The organism is Ochrobactrum quorumnocens (genome assembly GCF_002278035.1).
Lineage (GTDB): Bacteria > Pseudomonadota > Alphaproteobacteria > Rhizobiales > Rhizobiaceae > Brucella > Brucella quorumnocens.
The window spans coordinates 49,528-64,730 of sequence record NZ_CP022605.1 but is presented as its reverse complement, the minus strand read 5'-3'; the positions used below and the strand labels follow the sequence as shown (position 1 = coordinate 64,730).

The window sequence follows — 15,203 nt, the reverse complement described above, 5'->3', positions numbered from 1 at the left end:
GGAGTTCCCTTAGCTCGATCGGGTTTTGATCAGGATGGCAACACCCTATCCAATGTCGCAAGGAGCCCAATGGCATAGGGAACACAGACAGCGGGCGAGAGACATACCTCTTTGGTAGAATGAGGGGATGTTCAATGCGAATTGATGTTCATCCAAAGAGGGATACTTGGCGTCTGTATTACCGTTTTGAAGTCGTTTAGTTGGGTATCTAAATCGCTATCATGGCTGTATTCAATTCTGGCCGGAGGGAAGACCTTGCAGGAAAAGACAGCTCTCATCATTGGCGTAACAGGACAAGATGGCGCCTATTTAAGTGAGCTACTGCTCAAGAAAGGATATAGAGTCCACGGCCTTAAGCGACGATCTTCTTCATTCAATACCGCCCGCATCGACCATCTTTATCAGGACCCACATGAAGAGGATATCCGCTTTCGCCTGCATTTTGGCGATCTAACAGACGCGACCAATCTCTGCCGGGTCATTCAGGAAGTTCGCCCCGACGAGATTTATAATCTCGGTGCACAAAGCCACGTTCAGGTCAGCTTCGAAACACCTGAATATACCGCGAATACAGATGCGCTCGGCACATTGAGGTTGCTTGAATCCATACGGATTCTTGGACTTGGCAAATCATGTCGCTTTTATCAGGCTTCAACATCAGAACTGTTTGGAAACAGCTCTCCCCACGCGCAGAGTGAGCAGACGCCGTTCGCCCCACAAAGCCCATATGCAACGGCAAAACTTTTCGCCTACTGGACAACCGTCAACTATCGTCAGGCATATGGATTTCATGCCTCCAATGGCATTTTATTCAATCATGAAAGTCCTCTGCGTGGCGAAACCTTCGTGACACGTAAGATCACGCGCGCGGTCGCAGCAATCGAAAGAGGACTTCAGGAAAAGCTGCGTCTGGGTAATCTTAATGCTCGCCGTGACTGGGGCCACGCGCGTGACTATGTTGAGGGGATGTGGCGAATTCTGCAAGAAGATGTGGCGGACGACTACGTGCTTGCCACAGGGGAAACCCATACCGTGCGCGAATTTGTTGAGCTGGCGTTTAACGCTGTTGACAAACAGATCGAGTGGGACGGTGACGGTATAAAAGAAATCGGTGTCGATCGAAGATCAGGTAAATGTCTCATCGAGATTGACCCGCGCTATTTCCGTCCCAATGAAGTTGATTTCCTGTTGGGCGACGCATCCAAAGCAAAGAACAGACTTGGATGGGAACATACGACGGGGTTTGGAAGTCTTGTTAGCGAAATGGTCGACTGGGATATGCGCAATATTATGCGAGAGGCTGGACGCAATGATTTCTACGGCTGATGATAAGCTTCGTCCTGTCTATTCGCTTTCAGGAAAAAAGGTGTTCGTTGCTGGTCATACCGGCATGGTGGGATCAGCTATCCTGCGAAGGCTTCAATCTGTGGATTGTGACGTCATTAGTATCGCCCATAGCGATCTTGATCTCACGCGACAAAGTCAGACAGAGCAATATATCGCTCATCATAAGCCCGATGTCGTTATCGTAGCTGCTGCTCGCGTTGGTGGAATTCTAGCCAACTCACAATACCCGGCAGACTTTCTGTACGACAATTTGGCTATTGGCATGAATGTTATTCGTGCGGCAAATCTATCAAATGTAGAGCGTCTGCTTTGGCTCGGGTCGAGCTGTATATATCCCCGCGACGCTCCTCAGCCCTTGCATGAGCCAGCATTACTGACTGGCTCTTTAGAGCCAACCAATGAAGCCTATGCAATCGCGAAAATCGCGGCGCTGAAGTACGCTCAGGCGTGTTCACGTCAATTCGGCAACCAATTTATGACGGCAATGCCGACAAACCTCTATGGACCCAACGACAACTTTGATCCTCATACATCACATGTATTACCGGCATTAATGCGTCGTATCCATGAAGCAAAAATCAATTGCAGTGATCATATAACGCTGTGGGGAAGCGGTACGCCATTACGTGAGTTCTTGCACGTGGATGATCTTGCTGATGCCTGTGTGCATCTGTTGCGTTTCAGCGACAGCATCGAGCCTATAAATATCGGTACTGGAGAAGAAATTTCGATCAAGGAACTTGCTCTGATGATCGCGAACGTAGTCGGGTTCGAAGGCAAACTGGAACATGATCTGAGTAAACCAGACGGAACTCCGCGCAAGCTCCTCGACACTTCGCTCATGCATGCACTTGGCTGGAAACCGCGTATCCGTTTGAATGAGGGCATCCAAGAAGTTTATCGGAACTGGGTTCAAAACATCACCGCACCAGTTGCGGCTTGAGCCGCAAATTTCACTGTCATTAAAACAACGATAGGCGCCTCCTTTTTCATGGGGGGCGCCTTCCTTGTTGGAATCCGTGATAGTCTAAACTTATGAAGGTGAACCAGTTAATTTGCTCATGTCCAATTCGATACGCAAAATATCACCAGGCTTGATCTCGGTGCGTTCGTTGCCGACGATGTCCGCAAATGCACCGTTTACATTCCGACTGATTGTAAAGACCAGTTTCTGACGCATGTCTGAAGATGAAATATTGCCTGAAGATTTGGCGATTTCGGCCATCGTCTGAAGTTGCGCATTGCTGCGCAATTCCATACGGGCAATATTGAGATCCAGCTCCTGTAGACTACCAGCGGCTTCGCTTTTCCGGACTTCCTCAAGATTTGCGATACGCTGTTGCACTGCGAGTTGATTTTGTCTTGCGCGCGCCAAAAACGACCCTAACTCCAGTGCATCGCGCCGCGTTGCTGAAAGATCGCGTTCCATATCACGAAGATTGGATTTTGCGGCAAGACCGCGATCGACGAGAGACTTACTTGAATCGACATTTTCCTGCAGAAGCTGAATTTCAGCATCGTGAAGCTTGATGCTCTGCTGGAGTGTCTGAATCTCATCTCCATAACTTGCCGACTGCGCTTCCAATGCCTGACGTTCGGCTGCGAGATTATTACGACGGACATCAAACAGCGTTTTTTCGCCCTCAAGCATATGCTGACTGAGTGCAGCAGCCTGCTTATTCGCAGCGGTAGAATCCGGTAATTCATACTTGAACTCTGTGCCATTGAGTTCAGCTTGCAGACGGACCCTACGAATACTAGTCGTTGTGATCTGCATTTGCAAATCAGCATATTCTTGTTGTGCGGAAATGAGCTGCATGCCGGCCGTGACTGCTGGGGCTTCACCTTTTCCGGCACCTCCCCCCAAAGCCATAAGCTCAAGCGCAACCATTCCCGGACGAAATTCATATTTACCGGGTGCTTTGACGTCTCCTACGACAAACACCGGCGCATATTGATTGATCGCTGCAGTTACAGTGAGTCCCGGAATATGTTCGGACAAAGAACTGGCAATCTTTTCACTGATTTGTGGGGTTGTCAGGCCGCTTACATTGATGTTGCCCACAACCGGATAGCCAATATTGCCATCCACATCGACCGGATAAAGGCCGGTTAGAGATGGTTGGCCGTAAACTGTGACCTGCAAAACATCGTTGGGACTAACGAGATATGCCTGACCTTGTGCCAAGACCCCATTACTCGCCCCAATAGCGATAAATCCCGACAACATCGCTGCTTTGAAATGGGCGCTCAACCGGAATTGATTAAGTCTATAAACCATTTTATTGCCTCACACCTGATCTTGCATTTTGTCAGCCCCGGACCGATTGCGCCGCGCTATTGCCGCTTGCAGAAATCTGCTGGCTTTTCTGGCGCCCGGACGACAATACGCAAAAGCAATATTGATCCAGTTGCGATAGCTGGTTGAGACCTGATTGACGACTGCAAGCGCTGGCTTACGTCCCAAAGACGCCATTGTTTGAATGAGCGCCAGGTTCGCATGCTGATCCTTTCGATCCGGCTGGACCACTAGAATTGCAGTGTCAGTGGCTCGAGATAGAAGGAGCGAGCGCTTGTCCTCCATCACTGCCGGTAGGTCCACCAGTATAATTTTATGGTCCGAGCGGAGTTGGGCTATGAGATCTGCGAGCCATTCACCCTCTTGTAATTGCTTTCCAGGGGTTATGATATCAATTCCTGAACTGTGGTCATGTATGAGAGTTGCCCCCGGGAGGACCCGGCCAAATGACGTCACACCATATTCATTTTCAGGAAGTCCGAAAGCTTCCGATAGTCCCGAATGCCGGTTGGTTGCATCAATGACAGCCACAGCCATGCCCGATGCCGCAAACTGTTGGGCCAGCGCTGTAATAAGAAGGGTTTTCCCCTCATTGTCAGTCAGAGACACGACTGAAAGAGCAAGTGAATCTCTCCCACGTGTCAGCAAACGCAGACGATCATGAACTGATTTGATCGCGCGTCCGAAAGCGGTCGCCGGATCGAGCCCACGATTGACAAGCATCGGCACAGTCAGTTGTCGCGTCAATGGAAGCAGGGTCGCTGCGGGAATTCCGGGCAGTATAAAAGACGCTGTCTGAGCGGGACGAATTTTATCGAAAGTTTCTCTCAAAACCGTGCCTACAAGCGCGGCCAGTCCACCCAGTCCCAAACCAAGTAACAACCAGTTTGCGAGATTAGGCCCCGCCTTGGCCATTGCCGGTTCAGCAGCAGAGATCATCTGCGCTTCAGGGACTGCAATGCCATCTTGCTCAATGAGCTGTTTGTAGCGCGTTAGGTAACTCTCATAAACGGTCCTGCTGGCATTGGCCTCCCGATCGAGTTGCACTGCTTTGACCTGAGCCTGATTAGCATCTCCAAGTTCGACTTCTGCGGATTTGAGTGCTTCTTCGAGCCCTACCCGCCGTTGTCGAGCGATTTGAATCTCGTTACCGAGGCTTTTTGTGATTTCATCAACTTGGGCTGTAATCTGCTGCTTGAGAGCTTCGCGTTCAGCAGTGAGAACCGGGATTTCTGAGCTTTTCAAAGCTCCGTTGGACTTCAGCTCATCCAGCTGGCGCTCAACACGCGCTTGCTCATTGCGAAGTGTCTGGATTGCCGGTGAGGCTAACACTTCGGTCATAGCGGGCGCTTCATTGTTTGTTTTCAGAGACTCAGCCGTGCGAAGCCGTGCTTCCGCAAGTGATACCGCGCCTGTTGCCGCAACGATTTCAGTGTTTAGTGCGGCAACACGTTGAGCCTGGAAACTGATTTGTCCTGGATCTCCAGCGAGCCGCGATTTTTGTCTGAAGTCTTCAGCAGCGCGCTCGGCGTCTTCCAGATTGCTGCGCAACGTCACGAGCTTTTCCCCAAGCCATTCACTCACGCGTCGCGCAGCCGATTGTTGCACATCGATCTGATGATCAAGGTAAGCCGTTACGAATGCATTGGCGACCTTTGCTGCGTAAATGGGATCTGGTGCACGATATGAAATGAATATTGTATAGGATCGACCATCGTTGTTTACACGTAGTCGTGAGAGTAAAAGATCAATCCTCTGGCGTTCGCGTGCTACAGGGTCTACATCGCGTGCTTCACGCTCCCGCGTTACACTATCAGATGCAGAAGAAAGCACTGTGCGTGAGCGGAACTCAGTGGGCACGACGACATTTTCAGCTTGTAGAATGTCTATAACCTTACGTGCCATCATGCGTGAACTGATGATATCGAGTTCAGAACGCAGAACTGGACTATCCTGAGGTAGTGGGGTGATAGCACTCTCGTTTGGAAGTGCTTGTACACGTCGCATATCAAGCACAAGAACGGATTCTGAAACGTAACTTACCGGCGCGGTGAGATAACCTACGAACCCGATGAAGGCCCCCGCCGCCACCGGAACGATAAGCAGCGTCTTTCTGCGTTTTATAGTTTCTAGCACGTCAGCAAGAGGCTGCCGCGCGTTTCCTGATGAAACGTCGGAGATAATCACAAAAAGTCTCCTTTGAGAGAAAAGGCTCTGCGTTGTGACGAAGCTGTTTAACGAGCCCAAAAGGGCTTTAATGGATGTCGGAAAAAGATGTTTCCGACGGAAACAGTTCGTTGATAATGCAGGCAACTTCTGTGCGATTGGACGCCTTTAGTTTCTTCATGATGTTACGAATATGAACTTTAACGGTACTTTCCCGAAGCTTGAGTTCATACGCGATAATCTTGTTTGCCTTGCCACGACGTAACGCATTAACAACCTCTGCCTGACGCTGGGTAAACATGCCGCCTAACGGTTGAATCCGGTGCGAGTTGGGATCAGTGGCGTTACGAAGCGCAAGAACGCTGCTTGCAGGAACAAAGGTTCCTCCAGCCATGGCCAGCCGTAAAGCCTCCACACATACATTCACATTGACGGATGTTGGAATATAACCCCTTACACCATAATCGAGCGCCTTGAGGACCTGGGAGATTTCCTCTTTGTCCGCGAGAATAATGACTGGTGCCGGTGCGCAGTCACTGACTATACGGTTCAGATAATTGCCTACTGCAGGATCCGAAACTTTTTGACCGCCTATATTAAAAAGTACGGCACTTACAGTACGTCCCCGGCGTTGATGCTGCCATTGCTCGAAGGAGCTGAATGTCGCGATCGACATCTCTATACTGTGGTTGGTTAGCCCATGTGCCAGACATTCACGATCCAACGCACGGTTGTCGATGATAACAAGTAATGGCAACAAACTGTCGAATGAATCTGCGGATTTGTTTGCTGCATCTTTGGTGTTAATGTGACTATTATTTTTTATTTCACTGCTTACGCTATTGAAATGCGGAGAAACGTTCATTTTTTCGCCCTCAAAACCGAATTACGCGCACAGTTCTATCGTTCTCATGTCACGATGACTGAAAAGCAACGGTCGCCTGTTTTGGATTTCAGTGAGATATATTTATATATCCGTAATCAATTCTTATTTTTTCTTTTATTGATTAGAAGATTGCCTGAATTTTATCACAATGTCATTAACCTAGATTAAGCACTTGCGGGAAATATGGTTTAGTAAAAGCTCAGACATCTACGCAATTAGTGGTAGAGATTACTACCTTGCCAAAACAAATGCGCTCCCTGACACTTAGTGGAACGCCTACTCCCTAGAAAGGTGGGCGGCGTGAGAATCAGGCAAACCATCACTTATATGGATATGTGCCAATGGCGGTCAGCACTGACGACGCAAAAACATTTCGCCATTTCCTCGAAAGCCCCCCAATCGGTGCGGTCTTTGAAGAGAGCGATTTCGGCATCATCAGTTCACTTCCAGTGTCCGTCAAAACTTACGCGCCTCATACTGTTGTCAGCAGTCAAGGTGATTGGGCTAATTCTCTCCATATCATTAAAGGGGGGTGGGGCTGCATCTACCGCGATCTCGCTGACGGCGACCGGCAGATCCTCGACTTTCCGATGAAGGGTGACTTTCTCGGCTTCAGAACCGGAATCGGATTTAATTATTATACTCTGATCTCGGTCACTGAACTTTCGGTCTTCGAGCTTTCTCTGGATCATCTCACAGAATGTCTGTCAAAATCCCCCCGCCTTGCCATGACCTTCATGGAATTGATGGCGAGACAACGCGCAATCCTTGTGGAACATATTATCAGCATCGGACGGCGCAGCGCCCTCGTACGCGTGGCCCATCTATTGTTAGAGCTTGGTCATCGCGCACGATTGAACGGAACAGGAAATGAGGACCGTTTCTTCTGTCCCCTTACTCAATCAGAACTTGGCGATGCACTCGGACTTACGCCGATACATATCAATCGGATGTTACGCGAATTGCGAAGTGACGATTTACTGACATTTCGAAACAACACGGTTGAATTTCTCAACCGTGCCGCTCTGGTTCATATCTCCAGTTTCGATGAAGACTATCTCTCAATGGAGATTTTTCCCCGTTTCCGCACGAACCGATAGCTTAGACAAGCGGAATATAAGGCACGTTCTTCTTGGCGATTTCGTCAAAAGACTCTTCGTAGCCTGCATCGGCATAACGAATGACACCAAGCGCCGTATCATTGGTCAGCGAGTGCTCAAGACGCTCCGCGCCTTCCGGCGTACCATCAGCTACCACTGTTACACCAGCACTGGTCATGTAACCGGCATAACCGCCGCCGCCGGAATGCACGACGACGAGATCGGCCATCGATGCGCAGAGCATCATCGCGTCGATCAGCGGCCAATCAGCAATGGCGTCAGAACCATCCTTCATGCCTTCGGTCATGATGTTGGGATGCGCCATGGCTCCTGCATCAAGATGGTCGCGCGAGAAGGCAACAGGGCCTTTGAGTTCGCCAGATGCCACCATTTCATTGACGCGAAGCGCCAGCGCCGTGCGTTCACCATGACCAAGCCATGCAATGCGTGCTGGCAGGCCCTCAAATGGCACATACTCACGCGCAAGCTTAATCCAGTTGGTGACAATGTGATTGTCGGCAAACATTTCCAGCAACACATCATCAATCTTGGCAATGTCGCTTTCTTCACCGGACGTTGCCATCCAACGGAATGGGCCAATCGCGCGGGCAAACAGCGGACGTAAGTATGCTTCCGTGAAGATCGGAATATCGAACGCATTTTCGACGCCGCCTTCCCGCGCCTGCGTGCGGATCAGGTTGCCGTTGTCAAACACTTCTGAACCCTTTTTCTGGAAATCCAACATCGCCGTCACGTGCTCGACGATTGACGCGCGGCTGGCCGCCATCAACTGGCCTTGGCCGTCTTCGCGCAAGCCCTTAACCTGACCAAGGCTCATGCCCTTAGGCACATAACCATAGACGAGATCATGCGCCGAGGTCTGATCGGTGACAATATCCGGCACGATACCGCGACGGGCGATTTCCGGATAGATTTCTGCGGCATTGCCAACAAGACCAACGGACAGAGCCCGTTTTTCCTTCACCGCCTGATCGATCATGGCGAGTGCCGTATCAAGATCAGGGGCTATTTCCTGCAAATAGCCTATTTCCTTGCGCATGCGGGCGCGTTCAGGATCGATATCAACGCAGAGGATCGCCGCACCAGCCATACGACCAGCCAGCGGCTGTGCGCCACCCATGCCGCCAAGGCCGGCGGTAAGGATAAAACGTCCGGCCAGATCACCGTCGAAACGTTTCTGAGCAATGCGCATGAAGATTTCATAAGTGCCCTGAATAACGCCCTGACTGCCGATATATTGCCATGCACCAGCGGTCAGACCGCCCCAGCAGATCAGCCCCTTGCGCTGCAAATCATAGAAATACTCAGCCTTCGCCCACTGCCCGACAATATTGCAATTCGCCATGATGACGAGCGGCGCCTTGGCGTGGGTTTTCATCAGACCAACCGGCTTGCCCGACTGGATGAGCAATGTCTGGTTCTCATCCATTTCCAAGAGCGTCTTGACGATGGCACCATGCGCAGGCCAGCTGCGCGCAGCCTTGCCAAGTGCTGCATAGACAATCAGGTTTTCAGGGTCTTCACCGACCGAAAGCACGTTTTCGAGCAGGCGCAGCAGTGCTTCCTGCCGCCAGCCCTTGGCACGAAGTTCCGAACCGCCCGGTATGGGAAAATTCGGGTGACGTGGATTTGCCTTTGGCATGATTACTTCACTCCCTGCACATATTTCGCAATTTCAATGCCCATGGCTTTCTCAACCGAAGGGTAGACCGCCGCATCCAATACACTGGCTGAAAGCGGGATGATGTTCATCGGCACATGCAGAATGAAAATCTTCATGCCCTGGCGCAGTTCACCAACGCTGAGCGCATGACCGTCCTCGGAAAGCGTAGTGATGACCGATGGGAAAGTTGCGACACGCTGGCCGTCCTTGTCATCCACCGCCATATATTCGTTCATCACATGAAGCGTCACGGCCTTATCGCCGCTACCAACCTTCACGGTGCCAATATCGAATGCTTCTTTGGTGTAGACGACGTTCTTTTCCGTGATTACACCTTCCGCCAGAATATGACCGCCGGTGTTCTTGCAGATAGCATCAATCACCGCATGACCGCTCTTGGCTTCAGCAGCGATAATCGCGTCGCCAAGGCTCAGAGCCATCGAGACGCCGCCAAGAGCCGCATGAGTTCGCACATAAGATGCGCGCAGCGGATTACGGCAAGAAGCGATAAAGCCGCCCGACTGATCAGAAGCCGCACGCAGAATTGGCGAGACTTTCGCCGTTGCACCTTTCACCACCAACTCGATATAGCGGTTTTCAGAGCGATTACCGCCAACAGCGGTCTGGATCATCTGTTCAGGCGAACCGGCCATACCGATGGAACCCATATCACCAGTCGGATGAGCGCGGATATCGCCCACGGCATCGACAACTTTGGTACCGAGAACGGCCGAAGGCAACCACCCGTTGAGTGTCGAGGACTTACCGTTCTGCCCGATGATCAAACCTTTCAGCGGCTCGCCCAGTTCTTTTTGCAGCAAATCGACAGCCTTGACGTAATCAACGCCCTGCATTTCCCACGGTGTGGTCGAAGCCGGTGCACCAATGGCCGCAGCCGTAGCAATCCAGTCATTGTCATCAAGTTCATCAATCGAAACCAGTTCCGGCTTGCCGATACTCACCGCCGCGTAACCCAACATGCGGCCATGATCTGCCCAGCCACCACCGCCAGCCGCGTAAACGGAGCCGCCCTTGACCGCGGCTTCGACGTCTTTCTCAACGAGTATGCGTCCCATTCAGCTTCTCCTGCCTGTTCGTTCTAGAGCGCGTTTCGATCTGATTGCATCAGATCTGCGTTCTAGTTTTTTTAGTTTTACGCATCTTATCCGAAAACCGCTTCACACTTTTCGGGATGCGCTCTAATTCTATAATGTCTTGTCGAGCGTCAGCACCGCTTCATAAAGCACGGCTGCGCCTAAGGTGATTTCGCTGTTTTCGGTCCATTCTTCGGGCGTATGGCTGCGCCCGCCTTTGCTCGGCACAAAAATCATCGCCGTCGGCGTGACTTTCGAGAGCCATGCCGCATCGTGCCCCGCACCGGATGCCAAACGCCGATGCGTGGCACCAACCTTCTCACATGCCTGCTCCAGATGTGTCAGCACAGTTGCATCGCTTGGCGCCGGATTGTTATCCGAAACGCGATTAACGCCAGCAATTGCCACACCATCGGTCTCAGCACATTTGATGCACGCACCATCGAGCCATGCAGCAAAATTGAGCATATCATCGCGATATTCCGCGCGTGCATCGATCAGCAGCCGCACCAGTGAAGGCACCACATTGGCAGCATTTGGCTCGATGCGGAACTCACCGACTGTTGCCGTGAAATGCCCCGGCGTAGCCGAAAGTTCAAAGGCCTTTTCGTTAATCTCCAGCACCAGTTTTGAAGCCGCGACAAGCGCATCGGCACGCTGTCCCATCGGTGTGGTGCCTGCATGATCTGCACGGCCTTCGATGATGATTTCAAACCGGCTGATACCGGCAATGGCAGTGACAATGCCGATATCTTTATGCTCGGCTTCCAGCACCGGCCCCTGCTCGATATGCAGCTCCATAAAGGCTGCAAGATCAGGACGGCTCTGGCTTAGAACAGTGCCTGCATCGCCACCAACCTCACCAAAAGCTGTATAAAGCGTGCGCCCATCGCTGACCCGATCCAGCCATTCCTTTGGCAACTGGCCTGTCATGCCGCGACTGCCAATGCAGGAAACCCCAAACGGGCTTACTTCCTCTGCCAGAAAATCAACCACTTCAAGATCATGATCAAGTTCAATGCTATGATCGCTTAGCGCACGCGTCACTTCCAGCGCGGTGACAACACCAGCGATGCCGTCAAAACGCCCGCCTTCCGGCACCGTATCGGAATGCGATCCGAGCATGATCACGCCTTTGCCGACACTTTTACCTTTGCGAAAGCCGATCAGATTTCCGGCAGCATCAATACGGGTTTCAAGACCCGCCGCCTGCATGCGCTTTTGCAAGTAAGCACGGCCTTCGAGATAAAGCGGCGAGAACACGCGCCGTGTCCACGGGCGACCCGGCTCGGTAATGGCGGCCAACGCGTCGAGATCTTCCGCGATGCGTATCGCCCGAACCGGCAGATTGGTGCTCATTATGCATGTCCTGCAATGATATGGCGCAGTGGCGGGCGAACGAAATGGCCAAAGCCAGCCTCCGCTATCACGTTCTTGCCGTCATAGACCTTTTGCCCGCGCACATAGGTTGCCGCCACTTTATAGGGCAGCTCTATCCCGTCGAAAGGTGACCATCCAGCAACATTATTTCCCGTTGAGGCCGCATCGTAGATATATGTTTCAGGTGTCAGGATCGTGATATCAGCATCGCGATCCGGCGTCAGAGCGCCCTTGATATGATCAAGGCGGAAATGCCTGGCAGGGTTCTCTGCCATCAGTTTGGCACCCCATGACAGCGACACGCCGCGTTCCATCGCACCCTTCACGAATAGCGGGATGAGCGTTTCCAAGCCCGGCAGGCCTGATGCATTGGCCAACATGTCCGGATTGGTTTTGCGATCAAGCGACCAGCTCACATGGTCGGTCGAGAGCAGCGTTACATTGCCATTGGCCAGTTCACGCCAGAGCTTTTCGACTTCCGCACGCGGGCGCAGCGGCGGGTTGCACTTGGAACGACCGCCAAGACGCTTGGCGTCATTTTCATCATCCAGCATCAGATAGTGGATTAGGCATTCGACCGTCGCCTGATACCCCTGCGCACGGTAAGATGCGGCGATTTCATAACCGCGACCAAGCGAGCAATGCACGACATGCGCCGGACAGCCGATTGCAGCACCTATCTCATAAATCTCGGTCATGGCGAGAAGTTCGGTCAGCGGTGGACGCGACATGCCATGCGCACGATAATCGGTAATGCCCGCTTCTTTCACCTTCTTCATCGCCGACTGCACATATTCGTCATTCTCATTGTGCACGCCGGCGGTCAGACCGGTTTTGGCCACTTCCGCAAAGCACTCTGCCAAAAGCGGCGGATTGATACGCGGAAAGCGCTTGGGATCAGTGCCAAAGGTCGAGAATTTAAACGCTGCCACACCGGCTTCCGCCTGTTCGGCAATACGTTTGGCACCTTCAAGCGGGTCAATCGTGCCATAGAGCGCGAAATCGACAAAAGCCTGTTTTCCGGCATGGGCGATTTTGCGTTCCACGGCCGCTGCCGAACAGATTAGATCGCCCTCATCATAAGGCATATCAACAATCGTCGTGACACCACCGGCAGCCGCGGTACGAGTTGACCAGATGAAATCTTCCTGATTTTTCTGCGAGAGCGAATGTACCTGCGCGTCAATTGCACCCGGCATGATCAGCGCCTCGCCCAACAGATGACGCTCTTTGGCTTCAGGCGGCGTTCCGGTGCCTAGCTGGATGATTTTGCCATCACGCACGGCCACATAACCGCGCTCCACCACGCGATCAGGCAGCACAACGGCTCCCTGTAAAACCAGATCGAAATCGGCCATATCAATTCTCCTGCCCAATCAACTTTTTTGACTCAGCGTGTTTTAAGTCAGTTTTCTTTAAAAGCGGGGGCGGCAACCACGACTTTCGCGCGTGTTGCTTCCGGCGTGCCTTCGGGGGCTGTACCCAAAGCGAAGAAACTATCGAAACTGTTGATCGGCGCGCGGTCGATGATCTGTGCCACAATCGCATCCGAACATATCAACTCTTCGATGCATTCCACCTCAGCAGAAAGCGGTCGATCTTTCTCATAGAATGGCGAGCATTTGCGCACCTGTTCATAGATCAGGCCCGCCACACCCTGCGGCTCATCACCCACAATATCTATGGCCTGCGATGCCAGCAGCGCTTCCAAAGCGGCGAGACGCTTCAGCGCCTCCACCTGACGTTCAAAACGTTCAATCACCAATGGCAGGAACGCGGCTTCATCTTCCATCCCACCAGCAACAACCAGCGACTGCGCAGACACTGGACTACTGAGCGAAAGCACGCGGGAGAAAATTTCACCTGCGAGCTTTATGATCGGGCCAAATCCGGTTGCGATCTTACCGTCCGGCACGAGATTGAGTGGTAGACCACGGCGATGCCCATTACCCAACAGCACGCAGCGATTGAATGCATTACGCGCTGCATGCGCCATACAGACGGAGACGGATTCAAGCAACACTGTCACATCAAGTGGTAATGATCCGCCCGAAGTCACGACACGGCCTTCAACCACAACCGGATTGTCATCAGAGCGTCCGGTTGCTTGCAAAATCTTGTAACCGGCACCAAGCAGGCTCTCTATAATCGTACCAAAAACCTGCGCTACCATGCGAAGGCTCAGCGGGTCCTGCACATGGGTCGATACCGGCCATTGCCATGACGCTGCCGCATCACAGTACCATTTTCCAACCAGTGCTTCGCGCGGCGTGCCCACATGACATGCCGCAAGCCACGGATCAGGTGATGCGCCAAGCGCACCAGAAGCCGTGAGGCTTGTTGCAAGCATAACGCGGATGACTGAAGCGGCATCACGCAGGGCGCGGGCAGCGGCAGCAAAGCTCACGGCATTGGCCGAAAGCGAAGCCAGTGCATCTCGCGGTGCCATACGGTGCGGCTTTAGCCCTGCCTGTTTCAGCGCTTCACTGGCAGGCATGCGCTTGCCTTGATACATCGCCTCGCCAACACCGGTTAGCACAGCGCCAATCTGCCCCATCAGGCCAATGTCGGCGCAACCAATCGAGCCAGTGCGACGCACGACAGGAATAACATCGGCACGCATCAGATCGAGATAGGCATCAACCAGACCCGTAGTGCAACCAACCTGACCGGTCAGGATTGTATTGATGCGGATTGCAATAGCTTTACGCACGATTGACGGCGGGAAAGCAGCACCGGTACCGAAATGATGCGCGCGCACCAGCCCCATATTGAACTCTTCGAGCTCATCATCAGACCAGCTCACATCTTTCATCGCACCGACACCGGTCGTGCTGCCATACACGGGCACACCGTTGCGGATTGCCTCTTCCAGCACTTCGCGCGAGGCTTTGACCCGCTCCATGCCCTCCGCAGAAGCAGCAACTTCCACTTCCCCATTCCCGATTTTCATCATATCGGCAAAGCCAAGCGGCTGCCCGTTCAAAACGATCTGCACTGTGTTCGATACCTTCAAGATTAGGCTGTCGGGATGAGTTTACCTGACAGAGAGATCACAAGGGATATCCCATATTGCGAACGCGCGATGTGGGAATTTTGGAGGAGTATGCGCCGTGAATACTGGATGATATGTTTCAGGTCGCGACTTAGAGCAACATTGCCGATCTCGCTGAATTGGCCTTCGAGAATTATAAAGACCTGCATAAGTCATGATGCAAGCAATATGAATCTATGCGATAGGCCATCG

The 15,203-nt window shown here is 52.3% G+C and carries 11 protein-coding genes; 3 read left to right on the top strand and 8 right to left on the bottom strand.

The genetic code is table 11. The features are described from left to right. The first annotated feature begins 255 nt into the window (after positions 1-255). Together gmd and CES85_RS22350 are read left to right on the top strand one after the other, a co-directional pair. Positions 256-1,326 (top strand): GDP-mannose 4,6-dehydratase, encoded by a 1,071-nt coding sequence (gmd, locus tag CES85_RS22355; protein ID WP_095448063.1) that lies wholly within the window; start codon positions 256-258, stop codon positions 1,324-1,326. Next, the gene (locus CES85_RS22350) at positions 1,310-2,290 is read left to right on the top strand and encodes a GDP-L-fucose synthase family protein (RefSeq protein ID WP_095448062.1); all 981 of its coding nucleotides are present in this window, start codon (positions 1,310-1,312) and stop codon (positions 2,288-2,290) included. The genes gmd and CES85_RS22350 overlap by 17 nt, the downstream gene beginning before the upstream one ends. 90 nt (positions 2,291-2,380) lie before the next feature. On the opposite strand, the gene CES85_RS22345 is transcribed toward CES85_RS22350, so the two are convergent. The 3 genes from CES85_RS22345 to CES85_RS22335 all read right to left on the bottom strand — a co-directional run bounded on the left by CES85_RS22345 (position 2,381) and on the right by CES85_RS22335 (position 6,677). Beyond that, complete coding sequence (locus CES85_RS22345) at positions 2,381-3,628, bottom strand: polysaccharide biosynthesis/export family protein (RefSeq protein ID WP_095448061.1); 1,248 nt, start codon at positions 3,626-3,628, stop codon at positions 2,381-2,383. Positions 3,629-3,637: 9 nt separating this feature from the next. Next, positions 3,638-5,833, bottom strand: a complete 2,196-nt coding sequence (locus tag CES85_RS22340; protein WP_095448060.1) for a GumC family protein — start codon at positions 5,831-5,833, stop codon at positions 3,638-3,640. Between the two features lie 67 nt (positions 5,834-5,900). Next, entirely contained in the window at positions 5,901-6,677 is a 777-nt protein-coding gene (locus CES85_RS22335; protein ID WP_095448059.1) for a response regulator transcription factor, read from the bottom strand. 362 nt (positions 6,678-7,039) lie between these two features. On the opposite strand from CES85_RS22335, the gene CES85_RS22330 reads away from it, so the two are divergent. Then, the gene (locus tag CES85_RS22330) at positions 7,040-7,798 is read left to right on the top strand and encodes a Crp/Fnr family transcriptional regulator (RefSeq protein WP_095448058.1); all 759 of its coding nucleotides are present in this window, start codon (positions 7,040-7,042) and stop codon (positions 7,796-7,798) included. A 1-nt stretch (position 7,799) separates the two neighbouring features. On the opposite strand, the gene ertB is transcribed toward CES85_RS22330, so the two are convergent. The 5 genes from ertB to CES85_RS22305 all read right to left on the bottom strand — a co-directional run bounded on the left by ertB (position 7,800) and on the right by CES85_RS22305 (position 14,912). Next, positions 7,800-9,461, bottom strand: coding sequence for a thiourocanate hydratase (gene ertB / locus CES85_RS22325; protein WP_095448057.1), 1,662 nt, complete (start codon positions 9,459-9,461; stop codon positions 7,800-7,802). A 2-nt stretch (positions 9,462-9,463) separates the two neighbouring features. Then, on the bottom strand, positions 9,464-10,558 hold the full coding sequence (ertC, locus tag CES85_RS22320) for a thiohydantoin desulfurase (RefSeq protein WP_095448056.1): 1,095 nt from the start codon (positions 10,556-10,558) through the stop codon (positions 9,464-9,466). 129 nt (positions 10,559-10,687) lie between these two features. Then, positions 10,688-11,935: a Zn-dependent hydrolase gene (locus tag CES85_RS22315; protein ID WP_095448055.1), complete on the bottom strand. Its 1,248-nt coding sequence runs from the start codon at positions 11,933-11,935 to the stop codon at positions 10,688-10,690. Next, entirely contained in the window at positions 11,935-13,314 is a 1,380-nt protein-coding gene (gene ertD / locus CES85_RS22310) for a hydantoin-5-propionate amidohydrolase (protein ID WP_095448054.1), read from the bottom strand. Before ertD ends, CES85_RS22315 begins: the two co-directional genes overlap by 1 nt. A gap of 47 nt (positions 13,315-13,361) precedes the next feature. Next, positions 13,362-14,912 carry an aromatic amino acid lyase gene (locus tag CES85_RS22305; RefSeq protein ID WP_095448813.1) on the bottom strand — a complete coding sequence of 517 codons (1,551 nt, stop codon included), beginning with the start codon at positions 14,910-14,912 and terminating at the stop codon, positions 13,362-13,364. Positions 14,913-15,203 lie beyond the last annotated feature (291 nt).